Annotated in this window: 4 protein-coding genes (1 of these 4 only partly in view); all 4 read left to right on the top strand. The window is 69.2% G+C overall.

The window, feature by feature from the left end; translation table 11 throughout:
* Positions 1 to 125 precede the first annotated feature (125 nt).
* Positions 126 to 1,421: a serine hydrolase domain-containing protein gene (locus tag ACH413_RS34595; protein ID WP_360045642.1), complete on the top strand. Its 1,296-nt coding sequence runs from the start codon at positions 126 to 128 to the stop codon at positions 1,419 to 1,421.
* Positions 1,422 to 1,507: 86 nt separating this feature from the next.
* Positions 1,508 to 1,705: a hypothetical protein gene (locus ACH413_RS34590; protein ID WP_360045644.1), complete on the top strand. Its 198-nt coding sequence runs from the start codon at positions 1,508 to 1,510 to the stop codon at positions 1,703 to 1,705.
* Between the two features lie 204 nt (positions 1,706 to 1,909).
* Entirely contained in the window at positions 1,910 to 20,161 is an 18,252-nt protein-coding gene (locus tag ACH413_RS34585; RefSeq protein ID WP_360045646.1) for a non-ribosomal peptide synthase/polyketide synthase, read from the top strand.
* Positions 20,158 to 21,182, top strand: the beginning of a protein-coding gene (locus tag ACH413_RS34580) for a non-ribosomal peptide synthase/polyketide synthase (protein WP_360045648.1). Its footprint extends 18,403 nt past the window's final position; only the first 1,025 of its 19,428 coding nucleotides appear in the window; the start codon lies at positions 20,158 to 20,160; its stop codon lies off the right edge, out of view. The genes ACH413_RS34585 and ACH413_RS34580 overlap by 4 nt, the downstream gene beginning before the upstream one ends.

Raw genomic sequence — 21,182 nt, 5'->3', positions numbered from 1 at the left:
GACTCGGCGCACGGCCGAATGGCGGATGCTGCGGTATCCGGCGGTACTCGCCGGTGTGCGGGAGACGTAACGTCGCGGTGTTGCCCTGGACCCCGGTAGCGCAAGCATCGGGAGGACTCGCCTTCATGCCCGGCACCGACACCGCGCAGCTCGGGAAGATGTTCGCCGATCTCGCGCGACGCCACGGTGTTCCCGCCGCCCAGCTCTCCCTCCACGGAGACGGCCGGGCGATCGACGTGACCGCCGGCGACGTCGACTCCGACGCCAAGTTCCCGGTGGGGTCGATCACCAAGACGGTCACGGCGTCGCTCGCGATGCTCCTGGTGGCCGATGGTGACCTCGATCTGGACGACCACGTCGGCACACACCTTCCCGAACTGGGCACCGAAGTGGACAGCCTCGGTGGCCGACTGACTCTGCGTCAGATCCTCAGTCACACCAGCGGGTTGCCGTCGAGTCTGGACGAACGGTCCGACGCCGCCTCCTCGGCGCGCCAGTACCTGCGCGACTGCCGCGAGCTCACTCTCGTCCAGCCTCCCGGCTCGGGATTCACCTATTCCAACGTGGGCTACGTGCTGATCGGCCGAATGGTCGAGGAGATCACCGGGATGAGCTGGTGGGACGCGGTCGAGGCGCTCCTGCTCAAGCCGCTCGGCGTGGAACCGTCGTTCACGGTGCGGCCGGGTGCGCGCGACTCCTTCGTGCCGGGGCACGCCGTGAACGAGACGACCGGCAGGGCCGTCGCGGTCGCCCAGACGATCCGAGCGGTCGAGGCCGCCTGTGGTGCGCTCGCGTTGAGCGCCAAGGACCTGGTCCGGTTCGGGCTCGCGCATCTCGCCGGCTCCGCACCGCTGGATCCCGATGTGTGTCAGGACATGCGACGCCCTGTCGCCGGTGCCGAAGCGTTCGGTCTCGCCGACGGGTGGGGGCTGGGCTGGGCCGTCTTCCGGGGTGCGGACGGCGACTGGGCCGGTCACGACGGCAACGCCGACGGCACGTCCTGCCGCCTTCGAGTCGATCCGGCGCACGACCGCGTAGTCGCCCTCACCACGAATTCCGGCACCGGCTCGGCGTTGTGGGACGAGTTGGTTTACGAGCTGCGGTCGAGGGACATACCCGTGGGGGACTACGCCCTGCCAGAGTTGAACGAGCAAATTCCATTACCTGGCAACATGTTCGGCAGTTACCGGAATGGAGACGTGGAGTACGTGGTGGACGGGCCGGATGGTGACACGGCCTCCCTCGCGGTCAACGGAGAGAGGTACCAGGACCTCGCGCTGCACGAGGGCTGGCTCTTCTCCGTCCGTGAGCCTGCCTCCGGTCGCCGGATTCTCGGTGGTCGCTTCCTGGGCGATTCGTCGACGGGACAGGTGAGCGGGATCCAGACCGGCGGTCGTGTCGCCGGTCGCCGTAAACCTTGACACAGAACAACCTTGTGCACTGAGTTCCCGACGTCCTCTGACGGGCGCCGGTCGGTTCGACGCGCCCGGAAGGTTCGACATCCCCCATGGCCCACGACACGATGCCGCATGAGACCGTGAGTTTCTCGGTGAACGAGAACGAACATGTGGTGCTGTTTTCCGCGCACCGTAACGAAGTCGACGAACCGTCGTTGTACATCGTGCCGGAGACGCTCAGTGCGCACATTCCCAGCGGCCGCGCCACTCTCCACGACGGTAGCGACGCCGCAGTCCACAGTGGATGATGCGGGCCCGCTCGCAGGCTTTTTGGCCCAGGTGGGCGGTTCGGCGCACGAACGAACCTGAACGACTCATGGCCGACGGTGGTCGTGGCGGATCGCTTCGCCGACACGCCGTCGTTGTCGGGACTTCAACTAGCCGATCTGGTGGTGTGCCAGGTCGAGCACGAGGGTGGTGTGTCGAGCGTGGTCGAATTTCAGCGAGATGGCGTGGATCCGGTTGTGGCTGAACGGTTCGCCGAGCATCTCGGCCTCGTGCTCACCGGGGATCCGTCCGTGCCGCTGGGAGAGATCGACCTTCCGGGACTGACGCTGGCGGAGCTGGTCGAGGCACAGGTCGACCGCTCGCCGGAAGCAACCGCCGTGGTGTTCGACGGCGGGACGTTGAGCTTCGCCGAGTTGGACGAGCGGGCGAACCGGCTCGCGCACGTGTTGATCGGGCGCGGTGTGGGGCCGGAGGGGATCGTGGCGCTGGTGTTGCCGCGGTCTGTCGACATCGTTGTCGCGCAGCTGGCGGTGGCGAAGGCGGGCGGGGCGTACCTGCCGGTCGATCCCGCCTATCCGGCCGAACGGATTTCGTTCATGCTGTCGGACTCGCAGCCGGTGCTGGTCGTGACGACGACGGAGTTCGCCGATGTGGTGCCTGATTCCGATGTATTGCTGATCGATGAACTGTCCATCGAGGACGGTGTCGGTCACCGGCCGGATCGCTTGTCCCCGCTGAATTTGGCGACCGCGGCGTACGTGATCTACACGTCCGGTTCGACGGGACGTCCTAAGGGCGTCGTCGTGTCGCACGCCGGACTGGCGAGCTTCTCGGCGGCCGAGATCGAGCACTACCAGGTCGATGCCGGTGATCGGGTGTTGCAGTTCTCGTCGCCGAGCTTCGACGCGTCGGTGCTCGAACTGTGCATGTCGTTGCCGGCGGGTGCGGCGCTGGTGATCCCTCCGCCAGGGCCGTTGCTGGGGGAGGCGTTGGCGGACGTCGTGGCGTCTCGGGGTGTGACGCACGCGTTGATCCCGCCGGTCGCGCTGGCGACGGTGCCCGAGGGCGTGGACCTGCCTGGCCTGCGGATGCTGACGGTGGGCGGGGACGCGTGCTCGGCGGAGCTGGTGGCGCGCTGGGCGCCGGGCCGGCGGCTGATCAACTCGTACGGGCCGACCGAGTCCACGGTGGTCTCGACGTGGAGCGAGCCGTTGACGGCCGGGGAGGTTCCCCCGATCGGCAGACCGATCCGGAACACCAGGGTGTTCGTGCTGGACGACGGGTTGCGTCCGGTGCCCGTGGGCGTCGCGGGAGAGTTGTACGTGGCCGGTGCCGGGCTGGCGCGTGGGTACCTGGGGCGTGCGGGCCTCACAGCGGAGCGCTTCGTGGCGTGCCCGTTCGGGCCTGCGGGCTCCAGGATGTACCGGACCGGAGACCGGGTTCGGTGGAATCCGGCGGGGGACCTGGAGTTCATCGGCCGGATGGACCACCAGGTGAAGGTGCGCGGGTTCCGGATCGAGCCCGGTGAGATCGAGACGGTGCTGCGAGGCCACGCGGACGTTGACGATGTTGTTGTCGTGGCACAGGAACAGCTGTCGGGTGGCAAGCGGCTGGTGGCGTACGTCGCCACGTCGAACGCCGACGAGGCGTTGACGGGCGAGCTGCGGGCCGTGGTCGCCGAAAGCCTGCCGGACTACATGGTTCCGGCGGTGTTCGTGCTCCTGGAACGTTTGCCGTTGAGCCCCAACGGCAAACTGGATCGTGGCGCGTTGCCCGAGCCATTGGACACGGCGGTGGGGTCCGTGGAGCCGCGGACTGACAACGAACGGATTCTGGCCGGTATCTGGGCAGAAGTTCTGGGCGTGCGCAGCGTCGGGGTCGAGGACGACTTCTTCGCACTCGGTGGTGACTCGATCCTCGGCGCTCAGGTGCTGGCACGAGTCCGCGCCGCGTTCGGGATCGGGCTGTCCGCGCGTGCGGTGTTCGACGCCGGCACGGTCGCGGAACTCGCCGAGTTGCTGCCGGACCGGCCGGAGTCCGCACAGACGGAGGTAACGCCTGCTCTCAGGGATCAGGCGTTACCTCTTTCCTCCGCGCAGCAACGGTTGTGGTTCCTCGACAACCTGACCGGGGGAGGGACGGAGTACAACACCGGGGTCGGGCTGCGCCTGTCCGGGTCGCTGGACGTCGACGCGCTGCGGGCCGCGTTGACGGCTCTGAGCGCCCGGCACGAGTCGTTGCGGACAACGGTTCACACGGTGGACGGCCGTGGGGTCCAGGTCGTGGCCGCGGAGGCCGACCTTCCGTTGCGCGTGGTCGAACTGTCCACAATGGATCTGGATCAGGTTCTGGCGGAGGAACTGTCGCTGCCGTTCGACCTCCGGCAGGGCCCGCTGACCCGTGCGGTGCTGGTGCGGATCGCCGATGACGACCACGTCCTGATGCTCAGCCAGCACCACATCGTCACCGACGGCTGGTCGGTCGGCCTGCTGGTGGACGAGCTGGGCAAGCTCTACGCGGGTGCGGACCTGCCGGAACTGCCGATCCAGTACCCGGACTTCGCGGTGTGGCAGCGCTCGCAGCTGTCCACCCCGGCCGCAGCCGGGCAACTCGACTACTGGAAGCGGAAGCTCGCCGGTGTCCAGCCGCTGGAACTGCCCACCGACCGGCCTCGTCCGCACCTGCGCACGAGCTCTGGCGCGATTCACCGCGCGTCCTTGCCAGCGGAGCTGATCGACGGACTGGCGGCAGTGGGACGTGAGCACGGCGCCACCGTGTTCATGACGCTCACCGCGGCCGTGCAGGTGTTGTTCTCGCGCCATGCCGGCCAGCAGGACATCGCGGTGGGAACCGTCGTCGCCGGCCGTGAGAGAGCCGAGCTGGAAAGACTCGTCGGCTTCTTCGTCAACACCCTCGTGCTGCGTTCGCGGGTCGAGCCCGCCCGGCCGTTCACCGAGTTCCTCCGCGAGGTCCGGGAGACCGTGCTGGAGGCGTTCGCCCACGGGGAGGTTCCCTTCGACAGCGTCGTCGAGGAACTGGCACCCGAACGCGACCCCAGCCGGACACCGCTCGTGCAGGCCCTGGTCGTCCTGCAGAACGCCGTGGTCCGGCCGCACGAGATCGGCGGCCTGCGGATCACCGAGCAGGATCTGCCGCGACCGTCCGCCAGGTTCGACCTCGTGGTCGAGTTCTGGCCGCGCGGCTCCCGCGGCACGGACGTCGCGATCGAGTACAACACCGACCTGTTCGACGCGGCCACCGTGGAACGGATGACCGAGCACCTCGTGGTGCTGCTGAACGGAATCGCCTCCCAGCCGGACAGCACGCTGGCGCAACTGCCCCTGCTCACCGACGCCGAACGGCAGCAGGTCGTCGTGGCGTGGAACGACACCGCGCAGGACGTTCCCCCGACGACGATGCCCGCGTTGTTCGAGGCGCAGGTGGCACGGACACCGGAGGCCACGGCCCTGGTCTGCGACGACGTCCGGCTGTCCTATGTGGAACTGAACGAGCGGGCCAACCGGTTGGCACACCTGCTGATCAGCGCGGGCGCGGGACCCGAGCGGTCCGTCGTGCTGGCGATGCCCCGGTCCGCCGACCTGGTCGTGGCGGCCATGGCCGTGCTGAAGTCCGGCGCCGCCTACCTGCCGATCGACCCCGGCTACCCGGCCGAACGGATCTCCCTGATCCTCGACGACGCCAGGCCCGCGCTGGTCCTGACGACGACCGGTGTCGCCGACCGGATCCCCGACCACGAGAACGTGACCCGGCTGGTCCTCGACGAACCCGCTGCCGTCGAAGAACTCGCCGCGAGCCCGGCAGACGATCCGGCCGGCGGTCTGCTCGTGGACAGTCCGGCGTACGTGATCTACACGTCCGGCTCGACCGGCCGCCCCAAGGGAGTCGTGGTCTCCCACCGGAGCATGGTCGACCTGGTGGCCTGGGCGGCGGCCGAGTTCGGCGCGACCGGCCTGGCCCGGGTCGTGGCGTCGACCTCGCTTACCTTCGACGTGTCCGTGTTCGAGATCTTCGGTCCGCTGGCCGTCGGCGGCACCGTCGAGATCGTGCGCGACCTGCTGGCGCTCGGCGAGGGCGCGGTGACCGGGCAGGTCAGCCTGATCGGCGGAGTTCCGTCGGCGTTCGCCCAGCTGCTCGCTCAGGACCGATTACCCCTCAACGCGGACACGGTCGTCCTCGCGGGTGAGGCGCTGCCGGCGGCACTGGTCCAGGACATCCGCACCGCGTTGCCCGGCAGCAGGATCGCCAACATCTACGGCCCCACCGAGGCGACGGTCTACGCGGCGGCCTGGTACTCCGACGGCGGCGACCAGCGGCAGGCACCGCCGATCGGCCGCCCCATCGCCAACACCACCGCCTACGTGCTCGACCCGTCGCTGCGACCTGCCCCGATCGGCGTTCCCGGCGAACTCCACCTGGGCGGCCGTGGCCTCGCCCGCGGCTACCTCAACCGGCCGGGTCTGACGGCGGACCGCTTCATCGCGGACCCGTTCGGCGAGCCGGGTGTCCGGCTGTACCGCACCGGGGACGTCGTGCGGTGGAACCGAGCGGGCGAACTGGAGTACCTCGGCCGGGCCGACCACCAGGTGAAGATCCGCGGGTTCCGGATCGAGCTCGGCGAGGTCGAGGCCGCGCTGAGGCAGCACGACGACATCGACGACGTGGTCGTGGTCGTCCGGCAGGAGGAGTCCGGCCACAAACGGCTCGTCGCCTACGTCGTCGCGGCGGCGGTCGACGTCGCCGAACTGCGAGATCTCCTTGGCCGGACGTTGCCGGACTACATGGTTCCGTCGGCGTTCGTCGCTCTCGACGCGTTTCCGCTCAACTCCAGCGGCAAGCTCGACCGCGCCGCCCTGCCTGAACCGGACTTCGGCGCCGGTCGCACCGGCTACGTGGAGCCCAGAACACACGTCGAACGCGTGCTCGTCGGGATCTGGGCCGACGTGCTCGGCCTGGAGCAGGTCGGCGTCCAGGACAACTTCTTCGGCCTGGGCGGTGACTCGATCCTGAGCATCCAGGTCGTGTCCCTGGCACGCCAGGCGGGTCTGACGGTGATGTCGAGGGACCTGTTCCTCCATCAGACCGTCGCGTCCCTCGCTCCGCACGTGATGGCGGCGCCATCTGAAGTGCTTGACCAGGGTCCCGTAACGGGTCTGGTGCCCCTGACGCCGATTCAGCGCTGGCTGTTCGACTCCCGCACGGACCCGCGGCACTTCGGCCAGTCGCTCGCGGTGGAACTGGCCGGCGACGTCGATCAGGACGCACTCCGCGGCGCGTTGAACACGGTGATCGCCCACCACGACGCCCTGCGCATGCGGTTCGAGATCGTGGACGGCCAATGGACGCAGCACAACGCGCCTGTCGAGCCCGCGGACGTTCTCGAAGTGAGGAACCTGTCCGACGGCGAGGTGACCTTCGACCTCGGTCACGGGCCGCTGCTCAGGGCGGTGCTGATGGTCGGGGGCGAACGGCCGGTGCTGTCGCTGGCCGTGCACCACCTGGTGGTCGACGGCGTGTCCTGGCGGATCCTGCTGGAGGACATCGACGCCGCCTACCGGAACGTGGCCCTGAGCCCGAAGACCACGTCGTTCCGGGACTGGTCGCGCAAACTCACCGAGCACGCGCTCAGCGGCGGGTTCGACGACGAGCTGACGTACTGGGACTCGGTCACCCCGACCGCGGAGACCGACCCGGGCAGCGTCGCGTCGACGCGGTCGGTCTCGGTGGCGTTGACCGCCGCGGAGACGAAAGCGGTGCTGCAGGACGTTCCCGGGGTCTATCGGACGCAGGTCAACGACGTGCTGCTGGCGGCGTTGGGCCGGGCGCTGGGAGACCGGGTCGTGGTGGATCTGGAAGGCCACGGTCGTGAGGAAATCCTTGCCGGAGTGGACACCTCTCGCACGGTGGGGTGGTTCACGACCATGTTCCCGGTGGTGCTGGAGACGACCTCCGGCGACTGGGGCGCGGTGCTGAAGGCGGTCAAGGAACAGTTGCGTTCGGTTCCTCAGCGCGGACTGGGGTACGGCGCCCTGCGTTACCTCGCGAACAAGCTGCCGCACACACCCGCCCCGCCTGTGCGGTTCAACTACCTCGGCCAGGCCGACTGGGTGACCGGTGAAAGCGCGCTGTACCAGGGACTCCACAGTGGACTTGAGCTGAGTGATGACCCGACGGCCAGGCGCACCCACGCGCTCGACGTCGTCGGCATGGTCGAGGAAGGAACGCTCAAGTTCACCTGGTTCTACTCGGAGGACGTGCAGGACGAGAGCACGGTCCGAGTACTGGCCGAGGACCTGGTCACGGCGCTGCGGGAGATCGTCGCGCATTGTGCGGAACCGGAGGCAGGCGGACGCACGCCCTCGGACTTCCCGCTGGCGCGGCTGGACCAGGCGGGCGTGGACCTCCTCGCCGGTGGCGGGCGCACGGTCGAGGACGTCTACCCGCTCACCCCGGCCCAGCGGGGCATGGTGTTCCACGGGGTTTCGCAGGGTGATCAGGGCGTCTACTTCCAGCAGCTGACGTTCGTGCTCGACGGTGTTCGCGACTCGCGGACCTTGGCCCAGTCCTTCCAGCACGCGGTCGACCAGAACCCGGTGTGCCGCAGCGGCATCGTCTGGGAGGACGTCGACGAGCCGGTGCAGGTCGTCCGGAGCGAGGCGTCGATCCCGGTGTCCATCTTGGACTGGAGCGATCTGTCCGCCGCTGATCGGGCACAGCAGCTCGCCGAGTTCCTGGCCGTGGACCGAGAACTGGGTCTCGACCTGCGGACGGCCCCTTTGATGCGGCTGGCGCTGGCGCGACTGTCCGCCACCGAGGTGCAGGTCGTCTGGACGTTCCACCACGTGCTGCTCGACGGGTGGAGCATCTTCGGCGTTCTGTCGGACGTGTTCGCCGCCCACGCCGCGTTCGCCGAAGACCGCGCTCCCGAACCGGTGAGCCGCTGGCAGTTCCGCGACTACCTGCGGTGGCTGTCCGAACAGGACCAGAACGCGAGTGACAAGTACTGGCAGGACGTCGTCGGAGACCTCGACTCGCCCACGCCCCTGCCCTACGACCGGCCCCCGCTGGACGCCCACCACGCCGAGTCGTCGGACACCGTGGCCGCGACTCTCTCCGCGGAGCGGACGGACCGGCTGCGTGCGATGACCCAGCAGGCCGGCCTGACGTTGAGCTCGGTCGTCCAAGGTGCCTGGGCGTTGGTGTTGTCCGCCTACAGCGGTCAGCGGGACGTGGTGTTCGGGACGACCGTGTCCGGCCGCCCGGCCGAGCTGGCCGGGGTGGAGTCGATGATCGGCATGTTCATCAACACCATCCCCACCCGACTGGGCATCGACCCCCGGCAGAACCTGCTGACGTGGTTGCGGGAGGTGCAGGCCGGCCAGGCAGAGGCCCAGCGGTTCGGGCACGTCTCGCTGGCGCGGCTGCAGAAGAGCGGCACCACCCTGTTCGACAGCATCGTGGTGGTCGAGAACTATCCGATCGACGTCGAAGCCGCCGCCGCGCACGGTCTGGGGCTGCGCGAGCTGTCCGCGGTGGAGACGACGAACTTCCCGTTGAGCGTCATGGTGACGCCCGGACGGCAGCTGTCGGTCGAGCTCGGCTACGACCCGGCCCTGTTCGACGCGGCCACGATCAGCCGCCTGACCGACCATCTCGTGCTCGTGCTGGACGGCATCGCCGAGGACGCGGAACGGCGGGTGTCCCAGCTGCTCGTCACGACGGACGACGAACGCCGTCAGATGCTCGTCGAGTGGAACAGCACGGCCAACGAACTGGCGCCGGCCACGGTGTCGAGCCTGTTCGCGGAGCAGGTGAGCCGCGCTCCGCAGGCGGTGGCCGTCACGTCGGACGCCGGATCGCTGACCTACGCCGAACTGGACTCGCGGGCGAACGAGCTCGCGCACCGGTTGATCGAGCTGGGCGTGCGGGCGGAGACCCTCGTCGGTGTGCTGATGGAGCGCTCGCTCGACGTCGTGGTCGCGGAGCTCGCGGTCGTCAAGGCAGGTGGCGCGTACGTGCCGGTCGACGTGCGGGCTCCCGTTGAACGGATGCGCGCCGTGCTGGCCGGCGTCCCGGTGCTGCTGGTCGATCAGCGGTGGGAGTCGGCGGAAGTCCACAGTGGACACCGCATTGTCGTGGATCGCGATCTGGTGTGGGAGCCGACTGATCCGCCCGCTGTGGTCGTCGATCCGGAGAACCTCGCCTACGTGATGTACACGTCGGGTTCGACGGGCACTCCGAAGGGAGTGATGGCCCGCCAGAGCGACGTCACCTCGTTCGCCCGCGACCGCCGGTTCCGCGGTGGTGGGCACGAGTGCGTGCTTCTGCACTCGCCGTTGGCCTTCGACGCCTCGACGTACGAACTGTGGGTGCCCCTGCTCAACGGCGGACGGGCCGTCCTGGCACCTCCGGGCGAGGTGGACGCCGACGTGCTGCGCCGGATGATCGACGAGCACGGGGTCACCGGGTTGTTCCTCACCTCCGGTCTGTTCCGGATGGTGGCCCAGGACGCGCCGGACTGCCTCGCCGGCGCACAGGAGGTCTGGACGGGCGGGGAGATCGTTCCCGCCGCGGCGTTGCGGCGCGTGGCCGCAGCCTGCCCAGGGCTTGTCGTCGTCGACGTCTACGGGCCGACCGAGACGACGACGTACGCCACCCAGCGAAGCATGGTCGGTGTGGCCGCGGTCCCCGACGTCGTGCCGATCGGGCGTCCGCTGGACAACGTGCGTGTGTACGTTTTGGACAGTGCGCTGCGGCCGGTGCCGATCGGTGCGCCGGGGGAGCTGTACATCGCCGGTGCCGGACTCGCCCGCGGGTATCTGGACCAGCCGGGGCTGACCGCGGACCGGTTCGTGGCGGTGCCGGGCTTCGGCACCGCGGGCGAACGGATGTACCGCACCGGTGACGTCGTCCGCTGGACGGTTGACGGTGAACTGGAGTTCGTCGGCCGGACCGACGACCAGGTGAAGATCCGCGGGTTCCGGATCGAGCTCGGCGAGATCGAGGCCGCGCTGCTCGGCCACGCGGACGTGGTCGAGGCCGTCACCGTCGCGACCGCAGACAGCGCCGGTCGCAAGAGGCTCGTCGCCTACGTCGTCGGAACCCCGGACACCACCGAGTTGCGAGCGTTCCTGGCGCGCACCCTGCCGGACTACATGGTGCCCTCGGTGTTCGTGCCGCTGGAGAAGTTGCCGCTCAACGTCAACGGCAAGGTCGACCGCCGCGCGCTGCCAGAGGTCGACTGGGCGGCGCTGACGACGTCCGGCCACGTGGCACCCCGTGACGCCGAGGAACTGGAGCTGGCCAGGATCTTCGCCGAGGTCCTGCGCGTCCCGCAGGTGGGCGTCGAGGACAACTTCTTCGAACTGGGCGGCGACTCGATCCTCAGCATCCAGATCGCCTCCCGCGCCCGCCAGGCCGGTCTCACGGTGCTGCCCCGCGACCTGTTCCGGCATCCGACCGTGGCCTCGCTGGCCGCCGCGGGTGCGGGCACCGTGCTCAAGGCCGTCGACCAGGGCCCGGTGACCGGTGACGTGCCTCTGACGCCGATCCAGCACTGGTTCTTCGAGACCCAGACCGCGCACCCGGAGCACTTCAACCAGTCGATCCTCGCCGAACTGGACCTCGGCACCGACCGTGCGGCGCTGGCGAAGGCGTTGGCCGCGGTGATCGCTCACCACGACGCGTTGCGGATGCGGTTCGACGAGGTCGACGGCCAGTGGACGCAGCACAACGCTCCGGTCGATCCCGCCGACGTTCTCCGGGTCCACCAGTCGCCCGACGTGCAGCCGGTGATCGACGAGATCCACGCGAGCTTCGACCTGCGGCACGGGCCACTGCTCAAGGCCGTGTTGTTCGACCTCGGAGAGACTCAGCAGCTGTTCATCGCGGTGCATCACCTCGTGGTCGACGGCGTGTCGTGGCGGATCCTGCTGGAGGACCTCGACACCGCCTACCGGAACCTCGCGCTACCGACGAAGACGACGTCGTTCCGGGACTGGTCCACGCGGCTGACCGAGCACGTGCGCGGCGGCGGGTTCTCCGACGAACTGGCGCACTGGGCGACCGTGACGGCCGATCCGGCGCTGCCCGCCGATGACCACGGTGCCAACACCATCGGGTCGATGCGGGAAGTCGTGGTGCGCCTGGAGGCCGAGGACACCAGGGCGTTGCTGCAGGACGTTCCCGCGGCCTATCGCACGCAGGTCAACGACGTCCTGCTGAGCGCGCTCGCCAGGACGTTGTCCGGGTGGACGGGCCGTGACCAGGTGCTCGTCGACCTCGAAGGACATGGCCGGGAGGAGCTGTTTCCCGACGTCGACCTGTCCCGGACCGTCGGGTGGTTCACCAGCATGTTCCCGGTGGTGCTCGACGCCGGTGGCGGGGACTGGGGTTCGGCGCTGAAAGCGGTCAAGGAGCAGCTGCGGTCGGTGCCCGGACGCGGCCTGGGGCACGGCGCCCTCCGCCATCTCGCCGGCACCACGCTGTCGGTGTCCGAGGCGTCCCCGCAGCTCAGCTTCAACTACCTCGGCCAGTTCGACTGGAACACCACCGGCCTCTTCCGCGAGGTTCGTGGCGGTGTGGGCGGTAGCGCGGACCCGGACGCACCAAGGCCGCATCTGCTGGACGTGGTCGGCGCGGTCGAGCACGGGGCGTTGGAACTCACCTGGTACTACTCGCTGAACGTGCACCGCGAGTCGACGGTCGAGTCGTTGGCGCGGCAGATGATCCAGGCACTGCGCGAGATCATCGCGCACTGCGCCGAACCGGGAGCAGGCGGTCGCACGCCCTCGGACTTCCCGTTGGCAGGTCTCGACCAGACCGCGGTGGACCTCCTGGCGGGCGACGGGTCCCGGGTCGAGGACGTCTACCCGCTGACCTCGATGCAGGCCGGGATGTTGTTCCACAGCCTGGTGGAGGACGTCGGCTCCAGTGACTACCTCAACCAGGTGCGCCTTCGCCTGACCGGTGTCGGTGACCCGCGGGCGATGGGAACCGCGTGGCAACGGGTCGTCGAACGCACCCCGGTGCTGCGCAGCGGTGTGGTGTGGGACGGCTTCGCCGAACCGTTGCAGGTCGTCGAACGCGACGTGGTGCTGCCGGTCCGCTACGACGACTGGACGGAGTGGACGGACGAGCGCAAGGACGCCGAACTGACCCGTGTCCTCGCCGAGGGCAGGGCGGAGGGACTGGATCTCGCCGCACCACCGCTGATGCGGCTCGCCGTGATCACGACCGGGCCCGGCGAAGTGCTGCTGGTGTGGACCTTCCACCACGTCCTGCTGGACGGGTGGAGCGCGGCTCAGCTGTTCGCGGAGGTGTGCGAGCACTACGCGTCGATCGTCGAGGCGAGGGTGCCGGATCTGCCGGTCAGGCGGCCGTTCCGCGACTACCTGGAATGGCTGTCCGAACGCGACCTCGGTGCCGCCGAGGAGTACTGGCGTTCGCTGCTCGGTGACGTCGACTCCGCGACCCCGTTGCCCTACGACCGCAAACCCGGCGAGGCGCATCGGACGCACTCCTCCAAGACCGTCCGCGTCACGCTGTCCGCCGAGGAGTCCGAACGCGTTCGCACGGCGGCGAAACAGAACGGCTTGACGTTGAGCACGGTCGTCCAAGGCGCGTGGGCCGCGTTGCTGTCGGCCTACAGCGGTCAGCAGGACGTGGTGTTCGGCACGACCGTCTCGGGCCGGCCGGCCGAACTGCCCGGCGTGGAGACCATGATCGGCCTGTTCATCAACACGGTGCCGACGAGGGCGAACGTCGAAGGTGCCCGGCGACTGGTCCCGTGGCTGCTGGATCTCCAGGCCTCCCAGGCGGAGTCGCGGCGCTTCGGGTACGTCTCCCTGGCCCAGCTGCAGAACTGGTGCGGCACCAACCTCTTCGACAGCATCGTGGTGTTCGAGAACTACCCGTTCGACCCGGGCACCAGCGCCACCCAGGGCATCGGCCTGGTCGAGTCGCAGGACGTGGAGCCGACCAACTACCCGCTCACGGTCGTGGTGAGCCCCGGCCCCGCACTGTCGATCAGGCTCGACTACGACCCGGCGTTGTTCGAGGCCACCACGATCGAACGGATGACGGCGAACCTCGAAGCGCTGCTGGCGAGCATCGCCAGGGACTTCGACCGCCCCCTGCGCAAGCTGCACACGGTGTCTCCGATGGAGCGCATCCACGTGTTGCTGAAGTGGAACGAGAACGTCCGCGAGGTCGAGCACTCGACGGTTCCCGGGAAGTTCTCCGCTCAGGTGGCTCTCACGCCGGACGCGGTCGCGGTGGCGTCGGACGACCAGTCCCTGACCTACGCCGAGTTGGACGCGTGGTCGAACCGGCTGGCACATCGCCTCCACGGGCTCGGCGTCGGCGGAGAAAGCCGGGTCGGGCTGCTGATGGATCGCTCGGTCGACTTCGTCGTCGCCGAACTGGCGGTGCTCAAGGCCGGTGGGGCGTACATGCCGGTGGACCTCCGCGCTCCGGTGGAACGGATGCGGACGATCCTGGCCGAGGCCGACGTGTCCGTCCTGATCACCGATCAGGAGTGGAACGTGACCGCGTCCTTGGCGCACAACGGTTCGGTGATTCGCGCCGCGGACGTCGACGAGGAGTCGAGCGAGCCGCCCGCGACCCACATCGACCCGGACAGCCTTGCGTACGTGATGTACACGTCGGGCTCCACGGGAGTGCCGAAGGGCGTGGCGGTATGCCATCGCGACGTCGTCACACTGGCCGCCGACCGGCGGTTCACCGGTGCGCACGACCGGGTGTTGCTGCATTCCGCCTCGGCGTTCGACGCCTCGACCTACGAGGTATGGGTTCCGCTGCTGACCGGCGGCCGGGTCGTGGTGGCGCCGGCGGGCGACGTCGATCCCGACGTGTTGCGCGCGTTGATCTCCCGGCACGGGGTGACGGCGTTGTGGCTGACGGCGGGGCTGTTCACCGTGCTGGCACAGGACGATCCGACGTGCCTGGCGGGCGTGTCGGAGGTGTGGACCGGCGGGGACGTCGTGTCCGCGGGCGCGGTCCGGCGCGTGCTGGAGGCCTGTCCGGGACTGACGGTCGTCGACGGCTACGGTCCGACCGAGACGACGACGTTCGCGACCGCCTTCCGCGCGCCGGACCCGGTGCCGGACATCGTGCCCATCGGAAGTCCGATGGACGGCAAGCAGGTCTACGTCCTGGACGGCGGCCTCGGCCCACTGCCCATCGGTGCGCCGGGGGAGTTGTTCATCGCGGGAGCCGGCGTCACGCGCGGCTATCTGGGCCGCCCCGGTCTGACGGCGGAGTCGTTCATCGCCGATCCGTTCGGTGAACCCGGCGGCCGGATGTACCGGACGGGCGATGTCGCGCGCTGGACGGACGACGGCGTGGTGGAGTTCGTCGGTCGCGCCGACGACCAGGTCAAGGTGCGCGGGTTCCGGATCGAGCCCGGTGAGATCGAGTCGGCGCTGACCGGGCACGACGGTGTCGGCGAGGCCGTGGTCATCGCCCGCCAGGACCGCAGCGGCGTCAAACGCCTCGTGGCCTACGTCGTGCCGGAGAACGGTGGCGGTGTCGAGGTGGAGGACCTGCGGCGGCACGCGGCCGTGCAGCTGCCCGACTACATGGTCCCGTCCGCGGTGCTGGTGCTGGACGAACTGCCGCTGACCCTCAACGGGAAGCTCGACCGCAACGCGTTGGCCGCCAAGGACTTCCACAGCGCCCTCGCCGACCACGTGGCTCCGCGCACCGCCGCGGAGACCGAACTGGCGCGGATCTGGGCGGAGGTCCTGGGTGTTCACCAGGTCGGTGTCGAGGACGACTTCTTCGAGCTGGGCGGCGACTCGATCCTGAGCATCCAGGTGGTGTCCCGGGCCCGGAAGTCCGGATTCGGGATGACACCAAGGGATCTGTTCCGCAACTCCACGGTCGCGGCGCTCGCCGCCAGCGTCAGCGAGGTGGTCGTCGAGCGGGTCGACCAGGGCGTGGTGACCGGCGACGTGCCGTTGACCCCGATCCAGCACTGGTACTTCGAGACCAATCCGGATCACGCCGGGCACTTCGACCAGTCGGTGACCGTCGAGCTGAGCAGTGGAGTGGACGAGAAGGCACTCCGCGGCGCGCTGGAGGCGGTGTTCGCCCATCACGACGCGTTGCGGATGTGCTTCGACGTCGCCGACGGCCGCTGGACGCAGCACAACGCTCCAGTCGAACAGGCTGATCTGCTGGAGATCCACGACCTGTCCGAGGCGGAGAGCGAATCCGTGATGCGCCAGGTCTCCGCCGAGGTGCACGCGGGTTTCGACCTCGCCGGCGGGCCGTTGCTGAAGGCCGTGTTGTTCCGGTTCGCGGGCGACCGGCGTCCGGTGTTGTTGCTGGCCGTGCATCACCTGGTGGTCGACGGCGTGTCGTGGCGGATCCTGCTCGAGGACGTCGACGCCACCTATCAGAAGCTGGCCGCGGGTGAGCCGGTCAACGCCGAGCAGAAGACGACCGCGTTCCGCGACTGGGCGTTGCGCCTCAACGAGTTCACGCTCGGCGGCGGGTTCGACGACGAGCTGGCCCACTGGGCGGAGATCCCGGCCGACACCGGACTCCCGGCGGACCACGACGGCGAGAACACCGCCTCCTCGGTCCGGTCGGTGTCGGTGGGGCTGGGCGTCGCGGAGACCGAGGCGTTGCTGCGTGATGTTCCTGGCGTGTACCGGACGCAGGTCAACGACGTGCTGCTGGCGGCGCTGGGCCGGGTCCTCGGCCGATGGGCCGGACGTGACCGCGTCGTCGTGGACCTGGAAGGGCATGGTCGTGAGGAAGTCCTTGCCGGCGTGGACGTGTCGCGCACGGTGGGGTGGTTCACGAGCATGTTCCCGGTGGTCCTGGACGGCGGCACGGGGGACTGGGGCTCGACGCTGAAGTCCGTCAAGGAAGGGCTGCGTTCTGTGCCACGTCGTGGCCTGGGCTACGGCGCCCTGCGCTACCTCGCGGGCCGCGACGTGACGCCCACGGCACCGGTCAGCTTCAACTACCTGGGCCGGTTCGACTGGACGAGCCTCGGTGACGGGCTGTTCCACGAGGTGCTCGGCGGTCTTCAGTCCGACATCAGCGCCGAGGCCACCCGTGGGCATCTCCTCGACGTCGTGGGAAGTGTCGAGGCCGGGCGACTGGAGTTCACCTGGCTGTACTCGGGCAACGTGCACGAGGAGAGCACGGTCCGGGTGCTGGCGGAGAAGCTGGTGGCGGCGCTGCGCGAGATCATCGCGCACTGCGCGGAGCCGGGCGCGGGTGGTCGCACCCCGTCCGACTTCCCCCTGGCCGGGCTCGACCAGGCCGCGGTGGACCGGCTCGTGGGAGACGGGCGCTCGGTCGAGGACGTCTACCCCCTGACGCCGATGCAGGCCGGGATGGTGTTCCACGGGCTGTCGCAGGAGGGGCAGGGTCTTTACTTCGAGCAGGCGACGTTCGTGCTCGACGGCGTGCCCGATCCCGGGGTGCTGGCCCGTGCCTTCCAGCACGTCGTCGACAGCACACCGGTGCTGCGCAGCGGCATGGTCTGGGAGGGTGTCGCCGAGCCGTTGCAACTGGTCCACGCCGAGGCTGCGGTGCCGGTGACGTTCCTCGAGTGGGACTCGCCGTCCGAGGAGGACCGGGAGCGCAGGCTCGCGGAGCTTCTCGCCGCTGATCGGGCCGAGGGATTGGATCTGCGGACCGTTCCGTTGATGCGACTGGTCCTGGCACGGTTGTCGGCCACCGAGGTCCAGGTCCTGTGGACCTTCCACCACGTTCTGCTGGACGGGTGGAGCGTGTTCCGGGTGCTGTCGGACGTGTTCGACGCGCATGCCGCGCTGTCCGGTGGACGGCCGCCCACGCCGTCGAGCCGCCGACCGTTCCGGGAGTACCTCCGGTGGCTGGCGGAGCAGGACCACGACGCCGCCGAGACCTACTGGCGTCAGGTGCTCGCGAGCTACGAGGCGCCGGCGACCTTGCCTTATGAACGGACGCCGGCCCAGAGGTACGCCACCCGCTCGTCGGAGTGGTTGCCGTTCGAGCTGGGCGCCGACGAGACGAGCCGTCTGCGCGACATGGCCCAGCACAACGGGTTGACCGTGAACACCGTGGTGCAGGGCGCCTGGGCGTTGCTGCTGTCCAGGTACAGCGGGCGTCAGGACGTCTGCTTCGGTGCCACGGTGTCCGGTCGTCCGGCCGATCTGCCCGGCGTGGACGACATCACCGGCATCTTCATCAACACATTGCCCGTCCGGGTGGACGTGGATGAGACCGCCGCCCTCGCGGACTGGCTGCGGGAGTTGCAGGCCGCGCAGGCGGAGTCCCGGCGGTTCGACTTCGTGTCGCTAGGGAAGTTGCAGGGCTGGAGCGGACTGCCGAGCGGGGCGGACCTGTTCGACAGCATCCTGGTGTTCGAGAACTACCCGATCAACGACGAGGCAGCGGCGGTGCGCGGGCTGCGGCTGCGCGCGTTGTCGGCGGTGGAGACGACGAACTACCCGTTGAGCGTGGTCGTTTCACCAGGGGAGCGGTTGTCGGTCGAGTTCGGCTACGACCCCCAGCTCTTCGACGGGGCGAGCGTCGAGCGGATCGCCGGGCACCTGACCCGAGTGCTCGAGCTCGTCGCCGCCGATCCGTCCATCCTATTGGGACAGATCGACGTGCTGACGGAGCGCGAGCGGGATCAGGTCCTGGTGGAGTGGAACGACACCGCGCGGGACGTGCCTGGACTGACGTTGGCTGAGCTGTTCGAGGGCCAGGTGGCGCGGACTCCCGAGGCGCCCGCTGTGGTGTTCGGGGACTCGGCGCTGAGTTTCGCCGAGCTGGACGCGCGGGCGAATCGGCTGGCGCACGTGTTGATCGGGCGCGGTGTTGGGCCCGAGGAGATCGTGGCGCTGGTTCTGCCTCGGTCGGTGGACATCGTGGTGGCGCAGCTGGCCGTGGCGAAGGCCGGCGGTGCCTATCTGCCGGTCGACCCTGCTTATCCAGCTGAGCGGATCGCGTTCATGCTGGCGGATTCCCGTCCAGTGCTGGTGGTGACCACGGCTGATCTCGCCGAGACGTTGCCCGGCGACGTGCTGGTGCTCGATCAGTCCGTTGTGGACGGATCGGCCGAGGTGGAACGGCCGGCCGTGTCGCCGGGCAGTTCCGCCTACGTGATCTACACGTCCGGATCGACGGGGACGCCGAAGGGCGTTGTGGTGTCGCATGCCGGGCTCGCGAGCTTCTCGGCGGCCGAGGCTGAGCACTACGAGGTTCGTGCCGGTGATCGGGTGTTGCAGTTCTCGTCGCCGAGCTTCGACGCGTCGGTGCTGGAGCTGTGCATGTCGTTGCCGGTCGGCGCGGCGTTGGTGGTGCCGCCGCCAGGTCCGTTGCTCGGTGAGGCGTTGGCCGATGTCATCGAGTCCCAGGGCGTCACGCACGCGCTGATTCCGCCGGTGGCGCTGTCGACTGTTCCGGAGGGTGCGGAGTTGCCGGGGCTGCGTGTGCTGACGGTGGGCGGAGACGCGTGCTCGGCGGAGTTGGTGACGCGGTGGGCGCCGGGCCGCAGGATGATCAACTCGTACGGCCCGACGGAGTCCACGGTGGTGTCGACGTGGAGTGATCCGTTGACGCCGGGCGGTGTGCCCTCGATCGGCCGTCCGATCTGGAACACCCAGGTCTACGTTCTGGACCCTGCGTTCCGCCCGGTTCCGGTGGGCGTGGTGGGTGAGCTGTACGTGTCCGGCGAGGGGCTTGCTCGGGGATATCTGAACCGTGCGGGCCTGACGGCGGAACGGTTCGTGGCGTGCCCGTTCGGCCCGGGCGGATCCCGGATGTACCGGACCGGGGACCTGGTGCGGTGGAACTCGTCGGGCGAGCTGAGCTTCGTCGGCCGAGCCGATCACCAGGTGAAGATCCGCGGGTTCCGGATCGAGCCCGGCGAGATCGAGACGGTCCTGCGCCGGCACGGCGAGGTCGACGACGTCGTCGTGGTGGCGCGTGACAAACGGCTGGTGGCTTATGTGGCGACGTCGAACGAGACTCTCGCCGGCGAGCTCAGGGCCACGACGGCCGAGTCGTTGCCGGAGTACATGGTCCCGTCGGCGTTCGTCGTGCTGGACCGGTTGCCGTTGAGCCCCAACGGGAAACTGGACCGGCAGGCGCTGCCCGAACCCTCCAGCGTCGTGCAGTCGACGGAGTACGCCGAACCGGAGACGGACACCGAACGCATCCTGGCCGGGATCTGGGCGGAGGCACTGGGTGTGCCACGGGTCGGGGTCCACGACGACTTCTTCGCGCTCGGCGGCGAGTCGCTGAGCAGCCTCGGCATCGCGGCCAAGGCCAAGGAGGCGTTCGACATCTCGCTGACACCCCGCGACGTGCTGGTCGCGAGAACGGTCTCGGCACTGGCCGAGGTGGTCGAGGAACAGGTCCTGCTCGAGCTGGAACGGCTCGTCGGGGAATCCGGGCACGGAACAGCGGGGGAACAGCGATGACCGGATCCAAGCAGAGCCGAATCGACGCGTTGCCGCCCGAGATGCGGGAGCTGTTGAAGCGCCGGTTGGCGGGAGGCGCCGAGCGGACCGACGTGATCCCTCGGGCCGAGCGTGACGGCGTGCTCCCGCTGTCGTTCGCCCAGCAGCGGCTGTGGTTCCTCAACGAGTTCAAGCCGGGGGACTCCGAGTACAACAGCGCGGTGGCGCTGCGGCTGGTGGGTGAGCTGGACGTCGCAGCGCTGCAGTCCGCGCTGGACGAGTTGGTGGCGCGGCACGAGTCCCTGCGGACCACGATCGACGACGTGCACGGTGATGCCGTGCAGATCGTCCATTCCCCGGCCGGCCTCCCGCTGCCGGTCGTGGAGCTGCGGCCGGACGAGCTGGACCGGGCGCTGTTCGAGGAGTACTCCCAGGCGTTCGACCTGCAGCAGGGACCGCTGTGGCGTGCCCTGCTCGTCCGGGTCGACACCGATGAACACGTGCTGCTGCTCACCGCGCACCACGTCGTCACCGACGGCGCGTCGATGGGCATCATCGTCGACGAGTTGAGCAAGCTCTACGGGAATGCCGAGCTGCCTGCGGTCTCCCTGCAGTACGCCGACTTCGCGGTCTGGCAGCGCGCTCGGCTGGCCGGTGCCGTGATGGACCAGCACCTGGACTACTGGACCGGGAAACTGGCCGACGTCGTTCCGCTGGAGTTGCCGACCGACCGGCCGAGGCCCGCTGTACGAACGTCCGCAGGTGCGACCCACGAGTTCGAGATCGGCGCCGAGGCCGCCGCCGGTCTGGCCGCACTGGCCCGCGCGCACGGCACGACCCTGTTCACCGTCCTGATCGCGGCCTGCCAGGTGTTGTTCGCCAAGTACAGCGGTCAGCAGGACGTCGCGCTCGGCACGGTGGTCTCCGGCAGGGGCCGGCCCGAGGTGGAGCGGATGGTCGGGTTCTTCGTGAACACCGTCGTCCTGCGCTCCACTGTGGACGACTCGGCGCGGTTCACGGACTTCCTGGATGCGGTGAAGGA

Origin of the sequence: Lentzea sp. NPDC020367, assembly GCF_044387305.1 — a bacterium.
Taxonomy (GTDB): Bacteria; Actinomycetota; Actinomycetes; order Mycobacteriales; family Pseudonocardiaceae; genus Lentzea.
Note: the sequence above shows the minus strand (reverse complement) of the source record. Positions and strands in the feature narration are given on the sequence as shown.